Raw genomic sequence first — 23,369 nt, 5'->3', positions numbered from 1 at the left:
ATGGCGCAACAATCAATACTCTCTATTAATACCGATTTACGCAGTGTGGATACTGCTGCCAACACCATAAGGCCGGCATCGATGATCGGTGTGGTCTCCGCACAGTACCGAGGCATTTTTCAAATACCACTTTGGAACGATTAAGAAATGAGCACACCCCCTGCAGGGACTACAGTAAAACGGCTATTTTCAAGCAATGATTATTTGTCACCACTGCCTATCCCAACCGGGCAAAAGCCGTGTGATGTACTAGGCTCTGTCTGAAAAAAACCGTCGCATACACCGCATGGCACAAGCCAGCGAGACCATCGCGGCATAACTTTTTGCGAGGTTGTCGAAGCGCGTGACGATCCGGCGGTTCTCTTTCAGCCAGCCAAACATGCGTTCGATGATGTTGCGCTGTCGGTATTTGGGCCGGTCGAACAGCCTGGGTAAGCCAGGCTTGGGCTTGCGCTTCATAGAGCGCAGCGGGATGACGGGTTGCATTCGATATTGGTCGCAGTAGCGGCGTAGCGCTTCGGCGTCGTAGCCTTTGTCGGCAAGCAGCCATCTGCAGCGCTTGCGCGGGCGGCCACGTTGGCTCGATGGAATGCCGACCTCGTCCAACAATGGTTGTGCGTAGCTGATGTCACTGGCTTGACCGCCAGAGAGAAGGAAGCGCAACGGTACCCCGTTGGCGTCGCAGAGCATGTGGATTTTGGTTGTCAGGCCGCCACGACTGCGGCCTAGAGCGTGATCGGCAGGCTCGTCAGCCCCCTTTTTTCCGCGCTCCAGATGAAACACGGGTTGCTCGAACAGCGGTCGAATCGATCATCCAGGTGTGGGGATCGATCAAGCCTTTGTCATTGAGTCTGAGGTGCAATCGTCTGAGCATCTGATCGAAAGTTCCGCGGTTTCGCCAGACCCGGAAGCGGTGATAGACCGTCGCCCAAGACCCGAAACCCTCGGGCATATCTCGCCAGGCTGCTCCTGAGCAAAGTACCCAGAGCACACCATCAATCGATCGCTGCTGCGTGGCCGGCCCCTGACGTGTGCTGCCGTAAAGAGATCGGCGACCACCGCCCATGCTTCCTCCGAGAGTTCATAACGCTTTGCCATCACAGAATTCCTTTCCGTAGATGGCCGACGACTGTACGGAATCCAGGCTGTTCCGGAGTCATATTTCAGTTTCTTGGAATTTCAGACAGAGCCTAGTTTCCCTTGGCGAGCTCACTGTCGACGCCAATAAAAATAAGCCAAACGCCCGATCCGAAGCTCTGTAACGGCAAGCCCCAGCAAAATCAAAACCGCCCCCGCCAGCCGTTCAGGAGGCAAGCGATCGCCAGCGAGAAAATAACCGAACACCCCGCTGAAGACCGGCTCGCAGATAAGGATCAGCGCCACCTTCTCCGGCGCCAACACTGCCTGGGCGCGGTTTTGAATCGCGTACGCCAGGGCAGTCGCCACCAGCGCCAGGGTCAGGACTGTGAGCGTCGAAGGCAGCGTACTGGGCAAGGAAAACTGGTGGGTGCCCAGGCTCCAGGCCAAGGAAGCCACACCGACGACACCCAGCTGAATAGCAGCCGAGGCTATTGCAACGCCAGGGGTGGTGAAGGTCGAAACAATCACGATATGGATCGCGAAACAGGCGGCACAGCCCAGAATCAGCAGATCACCCTGGTGCACGGCAAACCCGTCCAGGCTCAGTAGACCCAAGCCGACCATGGCGATGGCCGTTCCCACCGCTTGCTTGAGACTGGGCCGCCCCCTGCCGATGAGAAAAACGAACAGCGGCGTGAAGACAGTGCACAAGCCCGTGATGAACCCAGCGTTCAAAGGCGTGGTAAGGGCGGTTCCTGAGGTTTGCAACGAAAATGCAGCGAAGAGCACCACACCGGCAAATCCCGCGCCTAGCCAGTCGCGGCGTCGCAAGTTGCGCAATGAGCGGATTGAAAACGGCAGAAGCGCCAACGCCGCCAAGGCGAACATCCAGGCGTTCAGCGTGGAGGCGGCCATGCTGGCCAATAGATCATGCTTGGCCACGAAGCTCCAACCCCAGATGGCCGTGACCGCCAACAGCGCGATTGACCAGAACGTGCGATGCGACATAGCGAAGCCTCCGGCGGGCATTTATACCGAATGCCTCACCAAAAACGTATGTCAGCGGTACCCAGGGGGGCGCACGATAATTGAGCGTATGGCCATTGGCAACTCTCCACACCTCACCTGGGAAACTTCCGCAAAACCGAAACGCCGCGCCCCACTATCAGACCATGGCCCCAGCCCCGGCACTCTGTTTCACCGGCCACCACTGCAATACCGCCCACAGCACTTCCAGCACCAACACCCCCCACACCAGCTCCGTCACCCCCTGCCCCAGCGCATACCCCTGCCAGCACGCGAACAACACCCGCCCCGCCGCGTCGTAGCGCCCGAACCGCCGTTGCGGATGACGGATGCGCAACCACGCCCACACGCAAACGATCGACCCCATCAGGTTCGCCATCATCATCTGCAACGGTCCGAACGCCGGCAGCTCGCCCACCAGCCCCATCGCCCGGTGCAGCTCGGCCAATTGCCCGTGCAGGAGCATGAAGCTCCACGGCGTGGCGAACGCCGCCGTCACCAGCAGATCGTAAACCCCACTGGCCCGCACCAACCTCCGATAACCCTGTTCGCTCCACATATCCACGCCTCCTAGATCAATGAAGCCGGCAGGCTAAAGCCTGGGGTATGCTCCAAGGTCAACCCCCTACAAGGATGTTTCGATGCGTATCGGCGAACTGGCGCAGGCCTGTGGCGTAAGCCGGGATACCTTGCGGTTCTACGAAGAGCGCGGGCTGATCCGCTCGCAGCGGTTGGCCAACGGCTACCGCGACTATCCCGCGCAAACGGTGCAGTTGCTGGACTTCATCCGCAACGCCCAGCGCTTGGGCTTCAGCCTGGGCGAGATCGGCAGCAATGTCGGCCACCTGTGGCAGGCCGACGACCCTGATCGGGCCGTGGCGCTGCTGTTGGAAGAAAAGCTGGGGGTGATCGAAGAACGTCTGGCGGCGCTCGGGCAACTACGCGATGCCCTGCGCCACAGCCTCAGCCTGGCCTGCCCACTGCGCAGCGCAGCGGCTGGCGCGGCGTCGGGCCTGGCGCAAGCGCCTCATCATCAGGCAGAGGCATCCAACGCCTGAGCCCCGCGCAGCGCGCGCCCCCGTTGCCGCCGCGCAAAGCCCAGCACCATCAGCAAGCCGATGCCGGCCATCGCCGCGCCAGCCGCCGGCAGCGCGGCATACCCAAAGCCTGCCTGAATCACCCCGCCACCCACGGCAGCGCCCACGGCATTGCCCAGGTTGAACGCACCGATGTTCACGGCCGAAGCCAGGTTGGGGGCATCCTTGGCCGCTTCCATCACCCGCATCTGCAACGGCGGCACCAGGGCGAAGCTGGCTGCGCCCCACACCACCACGGCGATGGCAGTCGGCACCGACCAGTCCAGCAGCGCCGGCAGTACCAGCAATACGCCGATCAATACCAGCAGCGAAACGATCAGAGTGCGGTCGATGGAACGGTCCGCGGCCTTGCCGCCCCACAGGTTGCCCAGGGTCAGACCGACACCGAACAGCACCAGCATCGCCGTGACGAAGGCCGTCGACGCGCCCGCCTCGATGTGCAGGATCGGCGCGATGTAGGTGAACACCGTGAACATCGCGCTCGAACCCACCACGGTCAGGGCCAGGGCGGCCAACACCTCGGGCTTGCACAGCACACGCAACTCCGTCTTGACCCCGACGCTGGCCGACGCCGGCAGTGACGGCAGTGCGAACCACAAGGCGCTCATCGCCACCAGGCCCAGCCCGGCGATGCCCCAGAAGGAAGCGCGCCAGCCCAGCAGTTCAGCGAACCAGGTGGCCAGCGGCACCCCGCCGATGGTCGCCACGGTCAGGCCCATGAACATCGCCGAGACAGCACCGGCGCGTTTATCCGCTGGTACTACGCTGGCGGCGACGATGGCGCCGATGCCGAAGAACGCGCCGTGGTTCAACGACGTGACCAGCCGGGCGATCAGCAGCGCGAGGTAATTGTCGGCCAGCGCCGCCATCAGGTTGCCCAAGGTGAAGATCGCCATCAGCCCGATCAGCAACTGGCGCCGGCCCAGGCGCGCGGTGGCCAACGTCATCAAAGGCGCGGCGATCAGCACACCCAGTGCATAGGCGCTGACCAGCATGCCGGCGGCCGGGATGGTGACGCCCAGGTCGGTGGCGATGCCGGGCAACATACCCATGGGGGCGAATTCGCTGACGCCGATGCCGAAGGCACCCAGGGCCAGGGCGAGTAAAGGGGGATTGATACGCATGGAAATAGCTCCTGATCTTTGCTGCGAATGCTACGATCCCTCGCCGCGCCGCACTAGACGGCGCCTTGGCCAAAGACTTTTGCGTGGGAGGCACAGATGGAGGTCAACGGACGTTCGGGTGAGATGGAAGTGTTCGCGCGCGTGGCCGAAGCGGGGAGTTTTTCTGCCGCTGCGCGGGCATTGGGCCTCACCCCGTCGGCGGTCAGCCGCATCGTGGCGCGCACCGAACAGCGCTTGGGTGCGCGGCTGCTGTTGCGCACCACACGGGCCATCACACTGACGCCTGAAGGCGAGGCTTACTTGCGCGGCGCGCGGCGCATTCTGGCGGATCTGTCGGAAGTCGAAGAGGCCATCACCGACCAAGGCGTACCACGCGGTCGCCTGCGGGTCAGCGCGGCGCTCGGGCATGGCCGCCTGAGCGTGGTGCCGCTGGTCGCGGCGTTCAGCGCCCGTTACCCAGAGGTGACGGTGGATCTGGCCTTGGGCGACGAAGTGGTCGACATTCTCGGGGGCCAGGCCGACGTGGCGATACGCTTCGGCGTGCTGCCCGACAGTTCGCTGAGCGCCCGGCAAATCGGCGCCACTGGCCAGGTCATCGTCGCCTCGCCCGATTACCTGGCACGCTGTGGCACACCTCAGCAGCCTGAGGATCTGGGCGCGCACAATTGCCTGCGCTTCAACTTCCGCCGCGCCGCGCCCGACTGGCCGTTTCGCCGCGACGGCCAGGCCTTCAGCCTGAAGATCGCCGGCAACATCGCGTGCAGCAGCGGCGAGGCGCTGGCGCAGTTCGCCCGGCTGGGTGCAGGCATAGCGCGCATCGGCCGGTTCTCGGTGGCCGACGATCTGGCCAGTGGGCGCTTATTGCCGCTGCTGGAAGACTTCAATCCTGGCGACCTGGAACCGATCCACGCGGTGTTCGTCGGCGGCGCGGCGATGCCCGCCAGGGTGCGGGTGTTCGTGGACTTTCTGATCGAGCACCACCAGCCGTACCACTGGTGCCAACCTACGGTACCGGCCGCTTGAAGCCCTTAGCCCTCGAGAGGCAGGCACGCCTCGTTTTCCAATGCTCGGCGTTAGGTGCCTAGCCTCCTGTGGAACGCGTTCGACCTCAGCCCCTACCCTGCTCCAATGGCGCCACCTGCGCCGCCTCCCTCAGCATCGCCTCCGCCAACACACGAAACCGCTGGGTCAGCACGTTCTCGGGCCGGTCGGAAGGCAGCAGCAAGTACGTGTAGAAGCGCAACTGCGGCGCGAACGGCCGCAGGTCGATAGCGGTGTGCAAGTACTCGGCAGCCACCAGCGGGCTGACCACGCTCACCCCCAAACCAAGCCCGACCAGCGAGCAAACGGTCGCGGCATGGGTCGCGTCCAGGTTGAGCACGCGTGGGTCTTCGTCGGCGAACAGCCGATCGAGCCGCGTGCGGGCGCCGTCGGTGTGCGAGAGCGAGATGAATGCCTCGCCCTTCAAATCCGCAGGCGTCACGACTTGCAGGGCGCCTAGCCGGTGGCCCTTGGGGAAAATGCACACGCCCGGCACGTCACAGATGATCTGCGAATGAACGCCTGCCATGTCCTCGGCCACATAGGACACCAGGCAGACATCGCAGAACCGCGTGGCCGCCCAGTGCGCCACGTTCGGCGAGTCATTGGTATGGATGGAAATGTGCACGTGCGGGTTCTGTTGGCGGAAGCGCTGGATGATCGCCGGCAACAGGCCGTGGGTCAGCGAGGGTACTGCGCCGATGCGCAAGCGCCCCGTGCCGTCGCGTTTGAGGTGCTGGGCAGAGGTTTCCAGGCTGTGCAGCCCGATGAAGGCGCGCTCCACGTCGGCGAAGAACTGCGCACCCTCGTCGGTAGGCAGCAGGCGCCCGCCTACCCGTTCGAACAGCTTGAAGCCGTTGGCCCGTTCGAGCTGCGCGATCAGCCGGCTGACGTTGGGCTGCGAGGTGTGCAGCGCCTGCGCCGCTGCCGTCATCGAGCCGCTGAGCATCACCGCACGAAAGGTTTCGATCTGCTTGAAATTGATGGCCATATCATTTCTGCATGATGGGTTGATGTATTGTCATTTGATTGCATGGCACGAAGATTTTATAACTACACCTACATCGACGTCTGCCCCGACGCAGCGCGATACCCTCGAGCGCATACCGGCAACAAACACGAACAACAACCGGTGCTCCAGCTTCATTTCAGCTCTGCCCTTGTACTCACGCCTCGCCCCAACCCGTTGGAGCGGTGCAGACCGGTAATCAGGAGGCATCATGTCGTTCTCGTATAAAAAACTAAGCGCTGCATTGACCCTGTCGTGCGTGTCGTTGGCCGCGGTGTATCCCGTGCAAGCCGCCGACCTGCCGCCCGTTCCCGCAGCCATCAAAGAGGCAGGCCAGATACGGGCCGGCGTGCGCTGCGACCAACCTCCCTATGGCTATCAAGACACCAAGGGCGAATTCGCTGGCGTGGAAGTGGAAATGGCCAAGCAGATTTCCCTGTGGGCCCTGGGCTCCAAAGACAAGGTCAGCTTCACCTGCGTGACCGCCGAAAACCGCGTGCCGCAACTGCTGGGCCGCAAGGTGGACTTCCTGATCGCCACCCTGGGCGTCACCCCGGAACGCCAGCGGGTGATCGACTTCACCACGCCCTACCGCTGGGGCGCCAGCGACGTGGTGGTGAAGAAGGACAGCCCGGCCAAGAAGATCGCCGACCTCAAAGGCAAGACCCTCGCCACCCTCAAGGGCTCGGTGCAAGCCAAGTGGTTCGAGGACCACATGCCCGACGTCAAGACCCTGCGCATGAACAGCGCCGCCGACGCGCTGCAGGCCTTCCGCCAGGGCCGCGCCGACGCCTACACCCATGACGCCGCCACCTTGGTGGTGGTCGCCGACAATGACAAGGATGCGCGACTGATCGGCGAGCCGTTCCAGATCTCCGATGCGGCCATTGGGGTGCGCAAGAACGAAGCGCAGTGGCGCGACTTCCTCAGCGCGGCGGTGCTGCGCATGCGCCAAGAGCACCTGTATCGGGGCTGGGTCGAGCAGTTCGTGCCCGCGAACATCCAGGGTTACTACATCAGTGTGTTCGAGCAGGCCAAACCTGCCGAAACGCTCTGACCGGCCGCCGCCATGGAGTTCGACATTCATTACCTGATCGAGCAGTGGCCGGCCCTGCTCGACGGCGTGCTCATGACCCTGCGCGTCACGGCGCTGGCTATCCTCTGTTCGCTGTTGATCGGCGTGTTGGGCGGCGCGGTGCGCGTCATGCGAATCCCGGTGCTGTCGCAGGTCGTGGCGCTGTATGTGGAGTTGATCCGCAACACGCCGATCCTGGTGCAGCTGTTCTTCATCTTCTACGGCCTGCCGGCCATCGGCTGGGGGTTGTCGCTGTTCTGGTCGGGGGTGGTCTGCCTGTCGCTGTGGGCCGGGGCCTACCAGATCGAGAACATCCGCGGCGGGCTGGCCACCGTGGAGCGCGGCATGCGCGAGGCGAGCCTGGCGCTGAGCCTCAAGCCGCTGCAGTACTTCGCCCTGATCGCCCTGCCGATCGCGTTCCGCACCAGCCTGCCGGCCATGCTCAACACCGCGATCTCGCTGTTGAAGAACTCGTCCTACCTGCAGGCCATCGGCTTGGCGGAGCTGACCTTCGTCGCCGTGGACCGCATCGCCACGGATTTCCGCGCCATCGAGATGTTCACCGCCATCTGCGTCATGTACCTGGTGCTGGTGGGAGCATTGGCGCTGTTGACCGCGCGGCTGTCCGCCCACCTGCAACGTCCTTTCAGGCAGTGAGGCACCTATGAACTTCATCCTCGAAAACTGGAGCTTCGTGTGCAAAGGCTTGCTGATGACCCTGTATCTGGCGCTGGTGGTGCTGTTGTTCACCACGCTGATCTCGGCCGTGCTCGGCGTGCTGGCCACGGTCAAGCACCGACTGCTGGGGTGGGCGATCCATGCCTATGTGGAGCTGTTCCGCTCCATCCCGCTGATCGTCAACGTGTTCTTCATCTTCTTCGGCGCGCCGATGTTCGGCGTGGACCTGAGCCCTTTCGCCGCCGTCGCCGTGGGCCTGACCCTGTGGGGCAGCGCCAACGGTATCGAAATCGTCCGCGGCGGGCTGGAATCGGTGTCTGTGCACCAGTGGAAAAGCGCCTGGGCGCTGGGCCTGCGCCCTCGGCAGATCTACCTGCACGTGATCGTGCCGCAGTCGATGAAAGCCATTCTGCCGGCCTACACCGGGCTGCTGACGATCCTGGTGCAAGCCACCTCCTTGGGCGCACTGGTAGGCGTGGGGGAATTCCTCAAAGTCGGGCAGATCATCATCGAACGCGAAACCGTCATGACCGGCGTCAGCCCAGCCTTCGCCGTCTACGGCGTGGTGTTGTTGGTGTACTTCGTCATCTGCTCCGCACTGACCTGGCTCAGCCGTTATCTCGAACGCCGTCTGGGTCGCCCGGCGGCACGTCCTTCCCTTGGAGAGGTTCCAGAATGCAAGCATCCAAAGTCAGTCGGCGCCTGAAAGAAAGCACTGCGCCCGAGGTGAACGAGTACATCTACCGCCCACGCCTGGAAGGATTCGCCAGTGGCTTTGCGAACCTGGGCAACGTCAACAAGGCGCACATCCTGATGCTCGCCGAACAGGGGCTGATCCGTGGCGAACATGCCAGCGTGCTGGCTAAAGGTGTGCTGGACATGGAGCAGGCCGGACCGGAGGCGGTCGAGCTCGACCCTTCCCGCGAAGATGCCTATTTCAACTACGAGGCGCACCTGATCGAGCACATCGGCGCCGACATCGGCGGGCGTCTGCACACTGGCCGTAGCCGCAACGATATCCTCGCCACTCTCGACCGCTTGCGCTGCCGCGAGCTGTTGATGGACCTGATCGACGAACTGGCGACAGTGCGCGCCACGGCCCTGGGCGGCGCCAAGACCTACGCCGAGGTGGTGATGCCCGGCTACACCCACCTGCAACCGGCGCAACCGATCACCTACGGCTATTACCTGAGCGCGGTGGAACAGGCGCTGGAGCGTGACAGCAAGCGCCTGATCCAGACGCTCGAATCGATGAACCAATGCCCGCTCGGCGCCGCCGCGTTCGCCGGCACACCATTCGACATCGACCGCGCACGCACCGCCGAACTGCTGGGCTTCGACGGCTACCTAGACAATGCCCTGGACGCCATCGGCTCGCGCGACTTCCTGCTCGAGAGCCTGTCGCACCTGAGCAACCTGGCGGTGTTCTGGAGCCGCGTCGCGCAGGACTACTTCGTCTGGAGCACCCACGAGTTCAACCTCATCGACTTCCCTGACAGCGTCGCCGCCACCTCCAGCATCATGCCGCAAAAGAAGAACCCCACCGTGCTGGAATACCTCAAAGGCCGCAGCGGGCACATCGTCGGCCTGTTGATGGGCGCGAGCGTGACCATCAAGGGCACCCACTTCTCTCACACCGGCGACGGCAACCGCGAAGGCACCCGCGGCTTCTGGGAGGCTGCCGAAGAGAGCCTGCGCTGCTTGAAACTACTGGACTTGGTGCTGCGAACCGCCACCCCCAACGTCGACCTGGCAGCCCGCCGCGCCGGTGAAGACTTCTCCACCGCCACCGGCTTGGCCGACCTGATGGTGCGCGACGTCGACCTGTCGTTTCGCGAGGCCCACCACGTGGTTGGTGGCGTGGTGCGCATGGCCATGGACCAAGGCCTGCCGGCCAACCGGATCACCACGCAGATGGTCGATGCCTGCGCCTTCGAGCAACTGGGCCATGCCTTGAACCTGCCGGAGCAGCACGTGCGCGAGTGCCTGGACCCGGTCTGCAACGTACAGGGCCGCAGCTCCGTAGGCGGCCCCTCGCTCGGCGCCCTGCTGCCAAGCCTGGCGCGCGCCAGCGAGCGCCTGGATGCCGAGCGCACGGCCAACCGGCAACGCCGCGAGCGCATGAGCGCGGCCGACCTCAACCTGCAAGCCCTGACCCGGGCTCGGGCGGGCCTATGAGCACGATCCTGACGGTTCGCGACCTGCATAAGCAGTTCGGCGCGCACGAGGTGGTCAAGGGCGTGGACATGGACGTTCGCCAAGGCGAGGTAGTGGTCATCATCGGCCCCAGCGGCTCGGGCAAGTCCACCTTCATCCGCTGCCTGAACAGCCTGGACCCGCCCTCCAAAGGCAGCGTGGTGATCGGCGATGGCGTCCAGGCCTGTGCGGGTGACCGCAAGGCCCTGGCCAGGCTGCGCGAGGACGTGGGCATGGTATTCCAGGACTACACTTTGTTTCCGCACATGACGGTGCTGGGCAACATGACGCTGGCCCCGGTCAAGCTCAAGCGCGCGACCCAGGCGCAAGCCCAGGCCCATGCCCTTGCCCTGCTCGAGCGCGTCGGCCTGCGGCACAAGGCCGAACACTATCCGGCAGAGCTGTCGGGCGGCCAGCAACAGCGTGTGGCGATCGTGCGCGCCTTGGCGATGAGGCCAAAGCTTATGCTGTTCGACGAGCCCACCTCCGCCCTCGACCCAGAGACCGTCGGCGACGTGCTGAACGTGATGAAGGGCCTGGCGGCCGAAGGCATGACCATGATCGTCGTCACCCACGAGATGGGTTTCGCCCGTGATGTGGCCGACCGCGTGGTGTTCTTCGACGCCGGCAGGATCATCGAAACCGGCCCGCCGTCCGAGATCTTCGACGCACCCAAGCAGCCCCGCACCCGGCAGTTCCTGGACAGCGTCCTGCACTGAGCGAACGGCAAGGAGTTCGAAATGAGCGAAGCGATCCGCAACCCTCTGCATCCACGACCCATGATCCAAATGGAGAACGTCAACAAGTGGTATGGCGACTTCCAGGTGCTCAAGAACATCAACCTCAGCGTGCAGCAAGGCGAGCGCATCGTGCTGTGCGGCCCTTCCGGCTCAGGCAAATCGACCACCATCCGCTGCTTGAACCGTCTTGAGGAGCACCAGGAAGGCCGCATCGTCGTCGACGGCGTCGAACTCACCCACAACGCCAGGCAGGTCGAAGCCATCCGCCGCGAAATCGGCATGGTGTTCCAGCATTTCAACCTGTTCCCGCACCTGACCATCCTGCAGAACTGCACCCTCGCCCCGGTCTGGGCCCGCAAGATGCCGCGCCGGGAAGCGCAAGCCTTGGCGATGCATTACCTGGAACGGGTGCGCATTCCAGAACAGGCCCACAAATACCCCGGCCAACTGTCGGGTGGCCAGCAGCAACGCGTGGCCATCGCCCGGGCGTTGTGCATGCAGCCCAAGATCATGCTGTTCGACGAACCGACGTCGGCGCTGGACCCGGAAATGGTCAAAGAAGTGCTCGACACCATGGTCGGCCTGGCCGAAGACGGCATGACCATGGTCTGCGTGACCCACGAGATGGGCTTTGCCCGGACCGTAGCGCATCGGGTGGTGTTCATGGACCAGGGCGAGGTGATCGAGCAGGCGACGCCCAAGGCGTTCTTCGAGCGCCCGCAGAGTGAGCGGGGGCGATTGTTCTTGAGTCAGGTACTGCATTGAACCGGCGCTGTGCGAGGCGTAGACCGGCACGGGCAAGCGGGCGCGCCGCGAGGTCTGCCCTGCACGAGCCGCTGCTACGGGGCCTCGAGGCCAGTCAACGCCGATTCACCACGCGCGCCAACCCAAAGGTACTCACCACCGCCAACACCACCGCAGCCGCAACCGCTGGCCCTGTGCCCCACGCCATGATCGTGGCATGCATCGCTAGATAGAAACCGATCACTCCCACCGCGCCGATGGCATTGCCGCGCACGATGGTCGCCAGCTCGAACCGCCCGCCCTGCACATGGGCGAATACCATCAATGGCCAGGCGATCACCGGAATCGGCGCCAGCACGCCACTGGCCACCGGCCCCAGCCGCTCGGCGCTGGTAGTGATGGCGAGCAGCAACAACGTAGCGGTAGCCATGCGCATGGGGATCACCCAGCGTGGCGTCGGAACGAGTCGCGCGCTGCCCAGGTCGGAATGGGGCCGGGTGGCGATCAGGTTGGCGACCAGCATCGCTACGGTAACCGCCACGGGCAACACCAAGCCGCCCAGTTGGCTCATGCACCAAGCCCCGACACCATAGAACAGCAATGACACGCAGCACGCCAGCCAGGCCGGGCAGCGCCGGGTGATGAGGAAATAACACAGATACGTCGCCTGTACCGCCGCCAATCCCGCCAACGCGCCGGGCACCGCTTGCAGGGCGAAGGCCGGGCCTTGTTCCAGGCCGATGAACAGCATCACCAGCGCCGAGGTCAGTGGCAGGCCGGACAGCAGGCCGCCCAGTTGCGTACCCCAGCGTTTGCCGGCAAGGGAAATACCCAGCATCAGCATGGGCGTGATCAACAGCTTGAGATAGAAAAGGGACATGGATGTGTGTCGAATCATGACAGGCGGGTGTGCAGCATGCCGGAAAGTGCGGCGCTTGGGGAATCCGGCGGGAACGATTGCAGGTTGCACGGGCCTCACGCTACACCGCCCCGGCACCGGCCAGCGGCACCGCTTTCGAGTGAGGACCGAGCATGAGCCTGATTCCCGACCTGAACGGTCCTGCCGAAGTGCTGATCGTCGGCGCCAGCCAGGGCATCGGCCTGGCGCTGTGCCGCGTCCTGCTCGGCCGCGACGATGTGCGGCGGGTGTGGGCGGTAGCGCGGACGGCGACCGGCAACACCGCGCTGGCCGAGCTCCATGCGCAGCACGGCACGCGGTTGCAGCGCATCGACTGCGATGCGCGCGACGAACGAGCACTCGCCGACTTGGCCGCCGCGCTGGGCGCCCAAGACGCGACGCCGAATCTGCTGGTGTGCACGCTGGGCATCCTGCACCAGCAAGGCGCGAGAGCGGAGAAATCCTTGGCACAGTTGGATCTGGCCGGGTTGCAGGCCAGTTTCGCCAGCAACGCGTTCGCGCCGATCCTGCTGCTCAAGCACCTGCTGCCCCTGCTACGCAAACAGCCGATGACCTTCGCGGCACTCTCGGCGCGGGTCGGCTCCATCGGCGACAACCGTCTGGGCGGCTGGTACAGCTATCGCGCTAGCAAAGCGGCGCTGAACCAGTTGCTGCGCAGCGCCAGCGTCGAGCTCAAGCGTTTGAACCCGCAAGCTACGGTGCTTTCATTGCATCCGGGGACGACCGACACGGAGCTGTCGAAGCCGTTCCAGGGGAACGTACCCGCCGAACGACTGTTCACCCCGACCTACACTGCAGACCGCCTGTTGCAGGTGATCGCCCGGCATGGGCCCGCCGACAGCGGTAGCTTCTGGGCCTGGAACGACACGCCGATCGAGTGGTGAGTGCGGCGACGTAATTGCCCGACATCGGCGTGGCCCCCTGCATCTGCATCAGGCGACAACACCGCCCTCGCGCTTCCCCCGTGCCCTCACCCACCCATTCACGTCCTGAACTTGCCCACCAGCCCATTCAAATCCACTGCCAGCCGCGACAGCTCTGCGCTGGCCATGGTGGTCTGGTGCGCGCCTGCAGCGCTCTGGATCGACAGGTCGTTGATGTTCACCAGGTTGCGGTCCACTTCGCGCGCCACCTGCGCCTGCTCTTCGGCGGCGCTGGCGATGACCAGGTTGCGTTCGTTGATCTGCGACACCGCACCGGCAATGGTGTCGAGTGCCAGGCCCGCGCCGCGGGCCATGTTCAGGGTCGACTCGGCGCGCTCGGTACTGGTGCGCATCGACTCCACGGCATGCTCGGTGCCGCCCTGGATACTGCCGATCATGCGTTCGATGTCGCTGGTCGACTGCTGGGTGCGGTGCGCCAGAGCGCGGACTTCATCGGCCACCACCGCGAACCCCCGGCCCGCCTCGCCGGCGCGCGCGGCTTCGATCGCCGCGTTGAGGGCCAGCAGGTTGGTCTGGTCGGCCAGGCCGCGAATCACGTCCAGCACCTTGCCGATGTCGCGCGATTGCCCAGCGAGGTCTTCGACCAGCTTGCCGGTGGCTTGCACATCACCGCTCATGCGCTCGATGGCGCTGACGGTTTCCAGCACCAGGTCACGACCGTCGCCGGCCGTGCGGCTGGCTTCGCCCGAGGCTTCAGAGGTGCTCACGGCATTGCGCGCCACTTCTTCTACCGCACTGGTCATTTCCGTCACGGCCGTGGCGGCTTGCTGGATTTCCGCGTTCTGCTGAGCCAGCCCGCGTGCGCCCTGATCGGTGACGCTGTTCAGCTCCTCGGCCGCCGAGGCCAGCTGCGTGGCAGAGCCGGCAATCTGCTGCACCGTGTCGCGCAGGCCGTTCTGCATTTTGGCCATGGCTTGCAACAGGCGCGCGGCCTCGTCGGTGCCGGAGGTGTCGATGGCATGGGTGAGGTCCCCGGCGGCGATCCACTCGGCGGTGCGCAGGGCATCGTCGACTGGCTTGACGATGCTGCGGGTCAGCAGGAACGCGAACAGGAACGTCAGCAACGTGGCGATCACCAGCAGTCCGATGACCCACTGAACGGCCGCTTCATAGCTGTTCTGCGCGGCGGCATTGCTCTTGCGCGACTGGTCGGTGTTGAACTGCACCAGCTCGCCCATCACGGTGTTGATGGCGTCGGAGTTGCGCAGCATGTCGCCGTTGAGCAGCGCGCGCAGGTCCTCGAGGCGGCCATCGCGGCTGAAGTCCCGAATACGCGCTTCAAACTGACGGTATTCACCGAGCAGTTGCCCGTAGTGATCGAAGATGACTTGTTCGTTCTGCGCTTCCACCAGGCTCTGGTAGGCCTGGCGGGCCTTGTCGATCTGTGCGTTGCGCTCATCCATGCGCTGCGCGGTTTCGCTGAGGACCTGCGGGTCGCGGTTGACCAGCAGGTTGTAGCCCAGGGTGCGCAAACGTTGGTTGGCAAGGGTCAGTTCGTTGAGGGTCTTGATGCTGGGCACCCCGACGGTCTCGATCTTGACGCCCGCTTCGCGGATGTCGCTCATCTGCATCAGGGAAAACACCCCAAGGCTGAGCATCAGCACACCGATCAAAGCGAACCCCAACAGCGCGCGCGGGGCAATGTTCAAACTGCGAAGAGACATGGATACGTTATCCGTAGTGGATCGCAGTCCATGCGAAAAATGAGAGGTCTGTCACACTATCGGACGTATTCGGTAACTCTTTAGGCAGCGCTGAAAAAATGATGGCCATGGGCCTGATGCCAGTCAGTGAGGGACTGGGGCCGCTTTACGGCCCATCGCGGCTGACGCCGCTCCGACACGAATGGAGGGGAGCTGGGCGAACCCATTTCTGCAGGAAAATCCTGCCGGCGCAGGCGCGTATCCAGCCTCGACGGGTTTGAACTCGGCGTACCGCATCGGCATCAGGCCCTGAGCCCTTGTTTCCAGCCCAGGACCTTCGCCGCTTACAGCACACTGGCCAGAAACTCCCGCAGGCGCGGGTGTTGCGGATGGTCCAGCAAGGTGCGCGCGTCCCCGCTTTCCACCACCTGGCCCTGGTCCATGAACACGATATTGTCGGCCACTTCCCGGGCAAAGCCGATTTCGTGGGTCACCACCACCATGGTGATGCCCGAGTGCGCCAGCTGCTTCATGACCTGCAACACCTCGCCCACCAGTTCCGGGTCGAGCGCCGAGGTCGGCTCATCGAACAGCATCACCTGTGGCTGCATGGCCAGGGCACGGGCGATGGCCACCCGTTGCTGCTGGCCACCCGACAGCTCGCGCGGCCAGGCATCGGCGCGGTGGGCCAGGCCGACCTGTTCGAGCAGGCCCATCGCGCGTGCCTGCACCTCCCCTTTGCGCTGGCCAAGAATGCGCAGCGGCGCATCGACGATGTTCTGCAACACCGTACGGTGCGGGAACAGGTTGAACTGCTGGAAGACCATGCCGATGCGCTGGCGCTGTTCGGCCACGTGCTTTTCCGGCAGCTCGTACAGCGCCTGGCCCTTGCGCTGGTAGCCGATCAGCGTGTCGCCCACGTGAATGGTGCCGCCGTCGAGCTTTTCCAGGTGATTGATGCAGCGCAGCAAGGTGGATTTGCCCGAGCCCGACGGCCCGAGGATCACCGTCACCGACCCCGCCGCGATGTCGAGATCGATGCCTTTGAGCACGGCGTTGCCGGAAAACTGCTTGTGCACGCCGCGCAGGCGAATGGGCTCACTCATGCTTCGGACTCCTGCCGCGCCACGCTGCGGCCCAGCCAGTTACGCCGGCCTTGGGTATTACCGCGGCTGAAGCGCACCTCGACGAAATGCTGCAGCACCGACAACAGCGAGGTCATCAGCAGGTACCAGGCGGTGGCCACCAACAGCAGCGGGATCACTTCATAGGTGCGCTGGTAGATGATCTGCGCCGAATACAGCACATCCTGCAGCGCGATGACCGAGACCACGGCCGTGGTTTTCAGCTGGCCGATCACCTCGTTGCCAGCCGGCGGCAGAATGGTGCGCATGGCCTGCGGCAATACGGTCTGGCGGAAGATCTGCCCTGGCCGATAACCGAGGGCCTTGGCCGCTTCCAGTTGCCCGGCGCCCACACTCTGAATGCCGGCGCGGATGATTTCGGCCGCGTAGGCCGACTGGTGAATGACCAGCGCCAGCACTGCCGCACTGAACGGGCTGATGACCTCATTGGTGGTCGCGCTCCACACCTCACCCACCCACGGCAGGCTCAAGACCAGACGCGGGTACAGCGCGGCAATGTTGTACCAGAGGAACAGTTGCACCAGCATCGGCACCGCGCGGAAAAACCAGGTGTAGGCCCAGCTGACGCCGACCAGCACCGGGTTCGACGACAGACGCATCAACGCCAGCACCGTACCGCCGGCAAAGCCGAACACCACCGAAATCAGTGTCAGCTTGATGGTCATCAGCACGCCGTTGAGGATCGATTCCTCGGTCAGGTTGGCGGCCACCACGTCCCACTCGAAACGCGGGTTTTCCAGCATCGAATGCAGCACCAGCGCCAGCACCGCGATCACCACGGCGGCACTGGCCCAACGGCCCCAGTGACGGTTGGCGACGATACGCAGGCCGGCGCTGTCAGGGTCGAGCGTTGGCTTCATCGGATGTTTTCTTCATTGAGGCCAGCCGATTTCACTGCACCGAAGCCGATTTCCCATTTGTCGAGAATCTGCTTGTAGGTGCCGTCCGCGATCAGCGAGTTCAGCGCTGCCTGGATGGGCTTGCCCAGCGGCGAGCCCTTAGGCAGGGCGATAGAGACGATGGTGTCTTCGATGGTGATTTCCCCGGCCATGGCCAGCGGTTTCACATGGCTGGCCTGGTAGCGCAGGCCCTCGAACGGGCCGAAGAACATCGGCACCCGGCCGCTGATCACCGCTTGCACGCCCGCCGGGCGGTCCGGAAAGATCGGCACATTGATGGCCTTGTTGCCAGCAGCCACGCACGCCTCGCTGGCTTGCTGCAGGCGCGTCACCTGAGAGGTGCCGGCACCGGCGCCCACCGTCTGCCCGCACAGTGCATCGAGGCGGTTGAACGGCCCCAGCGCAGCGTCGGCCCGGCCGATCAGGGCGAGCTTGGAGGCGTTGTAGTAGCCCACGAAATCGACCTGTTCCAGGCGTTTGGGGTTGGCATCGATGTTCGCCAGAGCTGCGTCATAACGGCCCGACTTGAGGCCCGGAATGATGTTGTCGAAACCGCCGGTGTCACGCAGTTGCAGTTGCACGCCGAGGCGGTCGGCCACGGCACTGATGATGTCGATTTCACGCCCGGCCAGGGTTTTGTTGTCGGCCTGGTAGAAGGTGGTGGGTGGGGTATTGGGGTTGGTGCCGGCAACGATGTAGCCACGTTTCTGGATCGCTTCGGGCAGGGTCGCGTGCAAGGCGGCGTCCACGGCAGGCGTGGCGGTGGCAGCGAACGGCACACTGCCTTGGGCAGGGGCGGCGAAAGCGCCGGGAACGGCCAGCAGCGCGGCGGCGGCGCTGATCAGTGCAGGTTTATTCATGGCTCATTCCTCAGGGGAGGTCGACGGGGCGACGGCGGCAAAGTTGTCGGTAACGCAGGGCAGCCCGAGGTTTTCACGCAGGGTGGGGTACTGGTAGTCAGTGCGGAACAGGCCACGGCGCTGCAATTCAGGAATCACCAGCTCGACGAACAACTGCAGTTGCTCAGGCAGCACAGCCGGCATGATGTTGAAACCATCCGCGCCTTCCTGTTCCAACCAATGCTGGAAATCATCGGCGATGTCTTCGGCAGTGCCGACGATCACTCGGTGGCCACGTGAGCCAGCCGCCACGGCGGCGAGCTGACGCAGGGTGAGGTTTTCCCGCGCGGCCAGCTCGGTGAGCAGTTTGACCCGGCTCTGGCTGCCCTCGGTGGGCTTGATTTCCGGCACTGGGCCGTCCAGCGGGTAGACGGTCATGTCGGTGCCGAAACGCGCCGACAGTTGCTCGATGCCGTTGTCGATGTCGACCAGTTCGTTGAGCTGGTCCCAGACGGCCTGGGCCTGTTCGCGCGTGCGCCCGACGATGGGCATCACGCCCGGCAGGATCAGCAGGTGGTCGGGATGGCGCCCGGCCTCGCGCACGAACTGCTTCTGGCTGCGGTAGAAGGCCTGGCCTTCTTCCAGCGAGGCGGCGGCGGTGAACACCACTTCGGCGGTTTGCGCGGCCAGCTGCTGGCCGGCAGGCGAAGAGCCTGCTTCGATGATCACCGGGCGCCCTTGCGGCGAGCGGGCGATGTTCAGCGGGCCCTGGACCTGGAAGTGCTTGCCCTTGTGGTTGGCGGCATGAATCTTGGCTTCGTCGCTGTACTGGCCGGTGGCTTTATCGCGGACGATGGCGCCCTCTTCCCAGCCGTCCCACAGCTGGAAGGCCACATCGAGGAACTCGCGCGCCACTTCATAGCGGTCGGCGTGCGATGGCAGGTCTTCGCGGCTGAAGTTGCGCGCGGCGTCTGCCGAGAACGAGGTCACCACGTTCCAGGCTGCGCGGCCGTGGCTGATATGGTCGACCGAGCACAGCGCACGGGCCAGGTGGAACGGCTCGTCGAAGGTGGTCGAGGCCGTGGCGGCCAGACCGATGTGCCGGGTTTGCACAGCCAGTGCCGAGAGCAGGGTCAGCGGCTCCAGGCGCGACATGGTCGAGGGCAGGCGGTGCACGCTGGTGGCCAAGGCATCACCGACGAAGAACATGTCGAACTTGCCCTGTTCGGCGGTCTTGGCGATCCAGGTGAACCAGTCGATGTCAGTGGGCGAGCCTTGCGCACCGTCGGCGCGCCAGCCGCTGACATGGTGGCCCAGGGCCTGGACGAACAGGCCCAGGCGCAGTTGACGGGAAGCGGGCTGTGGCGTGGACATGGCAGATCCTCAAGGGCAGCGAATGAGAGCGACCAGGCGCTGCAAGGCGGCATCGTCGGCAAGTTGAAGGTCGGTACACAGGGCGTCGAGACGCTCGGCGGGCAGCGCGTGCAGGTTGGCGCGCAGCTTGCCGCGCACATCGGTGGGCGTCGCGGCCGTCTGCTGACGGGTTACACAGTGGCTAAGGGTGCGGCCATCGGCAAGGTGCAGCGTGACGCGGTGAAAGCGCAGGTCCGGGTCTAGCTCATCGGCCGGTGCGCCGAGGTCGGGCACGCGGCGGACCTTGGCCGCCAGCTCGGCAATGTCGATGTCGACCGGCTGTTCGCCGTACCGTTCCAAGGCAATCGCTCCGTGCAGCAACGCGTCGGCAACGGTGTATTCGAGGCTGAAGCGCCCCTGTACGCCGGTCTGCGGCGCACGGATCGAAGGCGCGGTGTCGGCGCCGGGCGGGAAACTGACCTCGATGGCCTGCACGGCGTTCAGGTCAAAGCCTGCGCTGGCACGCAAGACGAACGCGGCCTCGATGGCGCTGTGCGTGCCGCCGCAGGTGGGGTAGCGCTTGAACTCCAGGCCAGGCGCGTCGATTCGCCACGGCGCGCCCCAACCGGCTAGCAGGTCATCGGGGCGGGCGGCGCCCAGGCCGAGAATGTCGAAGAAGGCCTCCAGCACCGTGTCGGGCTGGGCGACGAACCCACTGCCGGCCAACTGCACGCTGTTGACTGCCTGGCGCGCCGCGAAGCCCGCATGCAGCGCCTTGCCAGCGCTGCCGAACTGCGCGCGCAGGCCGGCGGCCTGGGTCGCCGCCAGGCCCAGGGCGATCTGGGTCTGCGCGCGGTTCAGTTGCAGCAGGCGGCACGCTGCACCCGCTGCGGCGATCACACCCAAGGTGGCCGTGCTGTGCAGGCCGGCTGCGTAGTGCCGGGTGCCGATGGCCCTGCCCAGGCGGCCAGCGAGCTCGACACCGATCACATAGGCGTCCAGCAACGCCGCGTGGCCCACTGGCGCGGCGCTGTCAGTGAGCGCCAGCAAGGTCGACAGCACCACCGTACTGGGGTGACCGCGCAAACTGGCGTGATAGTCGTCGAAGTCCAGCGCGTGGCTCAGGTAGCCGAGCTGCAAGGCGTGATTGTCGGCACTGTGCCGCGCGGGATAGACCCGGCGCACGGCGGCCAGGCCGGCGTCGTCGAGCAGGCCGAGCTGCACGGGCAGCAGGCAGGCGAAATAGTCGACCACGCCGTCGCGGGCGCGTTGGCGTTGTGCGCTCTGCGGTCGGGTGGAAATAAGCGCATCGGCCAGCAGCCCGCTCAGGGAATCACTCAAGAGGCACACCTTTGAATGCAAGACGTTGACTTGCATCAATAAAATCGGAAGAAGTGTGAGTGTCCTGTTCTATCAGCGCATTTGCCAATAACCAAAGGTTATGGATTATTCCATGTAGGTCTAACGCTATATCGATTGTAGGAAATCAGGCAGGCCTTTGCGGGCCTGCCGGCTGCCTGGGTCAGGTAGCCTGCCGGCGCATGGCCAGCACCGCCGCGCCAAAACCGATGAACGTCGTGCCCACCAGGCGATTGAGCCAGCGCGACCATTCAGGCTTGCTGAGCACGCCTTTGGCCCGCGCGGCCAGCGCGGCATAAAGGCTCAGCGACAGCAGCGACAAGCCGACGAAAATGCCAGTCAAGGTCAGGAACTGCGGCAGCAATGCCGCGCTTTGGTCGATGAACTGTGGAAACAGTGCGGTGAAGAACAGTGTGGCCTTGGGGTTGGTCAGCGCCGTGAGAAACGCCGAGCGGTACAGTTTGCCGGGGACGGGCTTGAGCGCCGCACCACCGTTTTGATCGTCTGCGGCCAGCAGCGGGGTCTTTTTCATCAGCTGTTTGACGCCGAGGTAGAACAGATACGCCGCACCGGCCAGCTTCACGCCGTTGAACAGCATTTCCGAACTGGCGAGCAGCGCCCCCAGGCCCAGCATCGCCGCCGCCGACAGGCAGAACAGCCCGCTGCCGTTGCCCAACGACGACCACACCGCGCTGCGCGGGCCGTGGGCCAAGCTGTTGTTGACCGCCATCAATGTGGCCGGGCCTGGGCTGGCGATGGCAATGGCGGCGACGGCGGTGAAGGCAAGCAGGGAATGGGCATCCATGGCACAAACTCTTACAAAGCTGGAGCCAGCATCTTACACAAACCTCCGTAGCTGACATCCGCAGTTGCACATTAATCGCAGCACCTCCTAAAATGAGAACAAATCCCAGTTGCATTTTCGAGCCGCGACATGTCGAGCCGTCCACCGTCGAGCCAGACCCTTCTCAACCAACAGGTGCAGGCCTGTTACCAGAGCCACCAACGCTGGCTGCTGGGCTGGCTGCGACCGCGTGTCGGCTGTACGGAGCTTGCCGCCGACCTGGTGCAGGACGTGTTCATCCGCGTGCTGACGGCCCGCGACGCGCAGGCCCGCTTGAGCGCAGTGCGCGAACCCAAAGGCTATCTGGCCACCATCGCCCGGCGGCTGATGATCGATCACCTGCGCCGCGTGCGTCTGGAACGGGCCTGGCTGCAGGCCCTGGCCGAACAGCCCGAGGCAGTGGCAGTCAGTGAGGAAACCCGAGCGATTCTGCTGGAAAGCTTGTACGAACTTGACCGCATGCTTGCCGGCCTGGGCCCGCAGGTGCGCCAGGCGTTTCTCTGGTCACAGCTCGATGGCATTACCTACAGCGTCATCGCCGAGCGTTTGCAGGTATCGGTGGTGACCGTGACGCGCTACATCGCCAAGGCCACCCAGCATTGCCTGCTGTTCAGCCTCGACGCGCTGGGCTGAAGCGGTGGCAACACTCACCGATGCACACAAAGCCGCCCTCGCCCATGCCGCCCACTGGTTCAGCGTGCTGGGCAGCGAACACGCCACACCCGCCGACCAGGCCGCCTGGCAGCAGTGGTGCGAGCACAGCCCGCACAACCGCTGGGCCTGGGAGCAGGTGCAGCGGTTGCAGCAGCGCCTGCAGGCCGCGCCCGCGCCGCTGACCCGGCGCACCTTGACGCTGGCCGAACACGCCACCATGGCCCCGCGCCGCAGCGTGCTCAAAGGCATCGCCGTAGCCCTGGGGGGCGGCCTGCTCGGGCTGGGCGGCTACCGTGAGGTGCAGCACGGCGGCTGGCTGGCTGACTACCACACGCGTACCGGCGAGCAGATCACACGGACCCTGGCCGACGGTTCGCAGGTGCGCCTGAATACCGCCAGCGCACTTGACGTGCAGTTCAGCGCCAGCCAACGGCAACTACTGCTGCGCAAAGGTGAGGTGCTGGTGAGCACCGCCGCCGACCCCGCCCGGCGCCCGTTCTGGGTGCAGACCGCGCACGGTCGGGTGCAGGCCCTGGGCACGCGATTTTCCGTGCGCACCGAGGGTGACGTGACCCGCGTGGCGGTGTTCGAGCATCAGGTACGGGTCAGCCCCAAGGGTGCCGCGCCCAGCCTGCTCGGCGTTGGCAGCCAGTGCCGCTTCCAGCCCGGGCGCAGCGCCGTGATCGAGGCACTGCCAGCGGGCCAGGACGCCTGGGCACATGGCGTGCTGTTGGCCAACGATCAACGCCTGGATGCGTTTCTCGCCGAGCTGTCGCGCTACCGCGCCGGTTGGCTGCGCTGCGATCCGGCCGTGGCGGGCCTGCGCATCAGTGGCACGTTTGCCATCCATGACACCGAGCAAGCGCTGCGCGCGGTGGCTTCGGCGTTGCCGGTGCGGATCGAGCAGACCACGCGGTATTGGGTGACGGTGACAGCGCGGTAAAATTTTTTCCAACGCGA

General features: G+C 64.7%; 23 protein-coding genes and 2 pseudogenes. 11 read left to right on the top strand and 14 right to left on the bottom strand.

The genetic code is table 11. The features are described 5' to 3' along the window. Positions 1–249 precede the first annotated feature (249 nt). From SJI00_RS08230 to SJI00_RS08220, 3 genes and pseudogenes are all read right to left on the bottom strand, one after another. A pseudogene (locus SJI00_RS08230) lies at positions 250–1,098 on the bottom strand (IS5 family transposase). 111 nt (positions 1,099–1,209) lie between these two features. Then, positions 1,210–2,088, bottom strand: a complete 879-nt coding sequence (locus SJI00_RS08225; RefSeq protein WP_322461233.1) for a DMT family transporter — start codon at positions 2,086–2,088, stop codon at positions 1,210–1,212. A gap of 157 nt (positions 2,089–2,245) precedes the next feature. Further along, positions 2,246–2,665 carry a hypothetical protein gene (locus SJI00_RS08220; protein ID WP_322461232.1) on the bottom strand — a complete coding sequence of 140 codons (420 nt, stop codon included), beginning with the start codon at positions 2,663–2,665 and terminating at the stop codon, positions 2,246–2,248. Between the two features lie 82 nt (positions 2,666–2,747). Between SJI00_RS08220 and SJI00_RS08215 the strand changes: the two genes are divergently transcribed. Further along, complete coding sequence (locus SJI00_RS08215) at positions 2,748–3,164, top strand: MerR family transcriptional regulator (RefSeq protein ID WP_322461231.1); 417 nt, start codon at positions 2,748–2,750, stop codon at positions 3,162–3,164. Here the strand turns inward: SJI00_RS08215 and SJI00_RS08210 are convergent. After that, positions 3,140–4,327 carry an MFS transporter gene (locus SJI00_RS08210; RefSeq protein ID WP_322461230.1) on the bottom strand — a complete coding sequence of 396 codons (1,188 nt, stop codon included), beginning with the start codon at positions 4,325–4,327 and terminating at the stop codon, positions 3,140–3,142. The genes SJI00_RS08215 and SJI00_RS08210 overlap by 25 nt on opposite strands. Positions 4,328–4,423: 96 nt before the next feature. Here SJI00_RS08210 and SJI00_RS08205 point away from each other — a divergent pair, with 96 nt between their 5' ends. Further along, the gene (locus tag SJI00_RS08205) at positions 4,424–5,350 is read left to right on the top strand and encodes a LysR family transcriptional regulator (protein WP_322461229.1); all 927 of its coding nucleotides are present in this window, start codon (positions 4,424–4,426) and stop codon (positions 5,348–5,350) included. A gap of 85 nt (positions 5,351–5,435) precedes the next feature. Here SJI00_RS08205 and SJI00_RS08200 read toward each other — a convergent pair whose 3' ends face one another. Continuing rightward, a complete protein-coding gene (locus SJI00_RS08200) occupies positions 5,436–6,359 on the bottom strand; it encodes a LysR substrate-binding domain-containing protein (RefSeq protein WP_322461228.1) in 924 nt (307 codons plus the stop codon). Between the two features lie 229 nt (positions 6,360–6,588). Between SJI00_RS08200 and SJI00_RS08195 the strand changes: the two genes are divergently transcribed. Genes SJI00_RS08195 through SJI00_RS08170 form a run of 6 tightly spaced genes read left to right on the top strand, consistent with a single transcriptional unit; the run spans position 6,589 to position 11,831 of the window. After that, positions 6,589–7,434 carry a transporter substrate-binding domain-containing protein gene (locus tag SJI00_RS08195; protein WP_322461227.1) on the top strand — a complete coding sequence of 282 codons (846 nt, stop codon included), beginning with the start codon at positions 6,589–6,591 and terminating at the stop codon, positions 7,432–7,434. A 12-nt stretch (positions 7,435–7,446) separates the two neighbouring features. After that, positions 7,447–8,109 (top strand): amino acid ABC transporter permease, encoded by a 663-nt coding sequence (locus SJI00_RS08190; RefSeq protein WP_322461226.1) that lies wholly within the window; start codon positions 7,447–7,449, stop codon positions 8,107–8,109. A gap of 7 nt (positions 8,110–8,116) precedes the next feature. Then, entirely contained in the window at positions 8,117–8,836 is a 720-nt protein-coding gene (locus SJI00_RS08185) for an amino acid ABC transporter permease (RefSeq protein ID WP_322461225.1), read from the top strand. Further along, positions 8,806–10,308: an argininosuccinate lyase gene (gene argH / locus SJI00_RS08180; protein WP_322461224.1), complete on the top strand. Its 1,503-nt coding sequence runs from the start codon at positions 8,806–8,808 to the stop codon at positions 10,306–10,308. Before SJI00_RS08185 ends, argH begins: the two co-directional genes overlap by 31 nt. Further along, a complete protein-coding gene (locus SJI00_RS08175; RefSeq protein ID WP_322461223.1) occupies positions 10,305–11,045 on the top strand; it encodes an amino acid ABC transporter ATP-binding protein in 741 nt (246 codons plus the stop codon). Before argH ends, SJI00_RS08175 begins: the two co-directional genes overlap by 4 nt. 21 nt (positions 11,046–11,066) lie before the next feature. Then, positions 11,067–11,831 (top strand): amino acid ABC transporter ATP-binding protein, encoded by a 765-nt coding sequence (locus tag SJI00_RS08170; protein WP_322461222.1) that lies wholly within the window; start codon positions 11,067–11,069, stop codon positions 11,829–11,831. Positions 11,832–11,925: 94 nt separating this feature from the next. Here the strand turns inward: SJI00_RS08170 and SJI00_RS08165 are convergent, their stop codons facing one another. Continuing rightward, entirely contained in the window at positions 11,926–12,690 is a 765-nt protein-coding gene (locus SJI00_RS08165) for a hypothetical protein (protein WP_322461221.1), read from the bottom strand. 152 nt (positions 12,691–12,842) lie between these two features. Here SJI00_RS08165 and SJI00_RS08160 point away from each other — a divergent pair, with 152 nt between their 5' ends. After that, positions 12,843–13,613, top strand: coding sequence for an SDR family NAD(P)-dependent oxidoreductase (locus tag SJI00_RS08160; RefSeq protein WP_322461220.1), 771 nt, complete (start codon positions 12,843–12,845; stop codon positions 13,611–13,613). 98 nt (positions 13,614–13,711) lie between these two features. Here SJI00_RS08160 and SJI00_RS22550 read toward each other — a convergent pair whose 3' ends face one another. The 8 genes and pseudogenes from SJI00_RS22550 to SJI00_RS08125 all read right to left on the bottom strand — a co-directional run bounded on the left by SJI00_RS22550 (position 13,712) and on the right by SJI00_RS08125 (position 21,716). Next, a complete protein-coding gene (locus SJI00_RS22550; protein WP_416221015.1) occupies positions 13,712–14,575 on the bottom strand; it encodes a methyl-accepting chemotaxis protein in 864 nt (287 codons plus the stop codon). Beyond that, positions 14,567–15,337, bottom strand: a pseudogene (locus SJI00_RS22545) (MCP four helix bundle domain-containing protein); the annotation flags it as partial. The pseudogene SJI00_RS22545 and the gene SJI00_RS22550, both read right to left, overlap by 9 nt. Positions 15,338–15,660: 323 nt before the next feature. Further along, positions 15,661–16,422, bottom strand: a complete 762-nt coding sequence (locus tag SJI00_RS08150) for an amino acid ABC transporter ATP-binding protein (protein WP_322461218.1) — start codon at positions 16,420–16,422, stop codon at positions 15,661–15,663. Beyond that, positions 16,419–17,321 carry an amino acid ABC transporter permease gene (locus SJI00_RS08145; RefSeq protein WP_322461217.1) on the bottom strand — a complete coding sequence of 301 codons (903 nt, stop codon included), beginning with the start codon at positions 17,319–17,321 and terminating at the stop codon, positions 16,419–16,421. The genes SJI00_RS08150 and SJI00_RS08145 overlap by 4 nt, the downstream gene beginning before the upstream one ends. After that, a complete protein-coding gene (locus SJI00_RS08140; RefSeq protein ID WP_322461216.1) occupies positions 17,318–18,220 on the bottom strand; it encodes an ABC transporter substrate-binding protein in 903 nt (300 codons plus the stop codon). The genes SJI00_RS08145 and SJI00_RS08140 overlap by 4 nt, the downstream gene beginning before the upstream one ends. A 3-nt stretch (positions 18,221–18,223) precedes the next feature. After that, positions 18,224–19,573, bottom strand: a complete 1,350-nt coding sequence (locus SJI00_RS08135) for an LLM class flavin-dependent oxidoreductase (protein ID WP_322461215.1) — start codon at positions 19,571–19,573, stop codon at positions 18,224–18,226. 9 nt (positions 19,574–19,582) lie between these two features. After that, positions 19,583–20,893 carry an MmgE/PrpD family protein gene (locus SJI00_RS08130; protein ID WP_322461214.1) on the bottom strand — a complete coding sequence of 437 codons (1,311 nt, stop codon included), beginning with the start codon at positions 20,891–20,893 and terminating at the stop codon, positions 19,583–19,585. A gap of 181 nt (positions 20,894–21,074) precedes the next feature. Beyond that, positions 21,075–21,716: a LysE family translocator gene (locus tag SJI00_RS08125; RefSeq protein ID WP_322461213.1), complete on the bottom strand. Its 642-nt coding sequence runs from the start codon at positions 21,714–21,716 to the stop codon at positions 21,075–21,077. A gap of 129 nt (positions 21,717–21,845) precedes the next feature. Here SJI00_RS08125 and SJI00_RS08120 point away from each other — a divergent pair, with 129 nt between their 5' ends. Further along, complete coding sequence (locus SJI00_RS08120) at positions 21,846–22,388, top strand: sigma-70 family RNA polymerase sigma factor (protein WP_322461212.1); 543 nt, start codon at positions 21,846–21,848, stop codon at positions 22,386–22,388. A 4-nt stretch (positions 22,389–22,392) separates the two neighbouring features. Then, the gene (locus tag SJI00_RS08115; protein ID WP_322461211.1) at positions 22,393–23,352 is read left to right on the top strand and encodes a FecR domain-containing protein; all 960 of its coding nucleotides are present in this window, start codon (positions 22,393–22,395) and stop codon (positions 23,350–23,352) included. Positions 23,353–23,369 lie beyond the last annotated feature (17 nt).

Origin of the sequence: Pseudomonas gebzensis (genome assembly GCF_034427815.1) — a bacterium.
GTDB lineage: Bacteria > Pseudomonadota > Gammaproteobacteria > Pseudomonadales > Pseudomonadaceae > Aquipseudomonas.
Note: the sequence above shows the minus strand (reverse complement) of the source record. Positions and strands in the feature narration are given on the sequence as shown.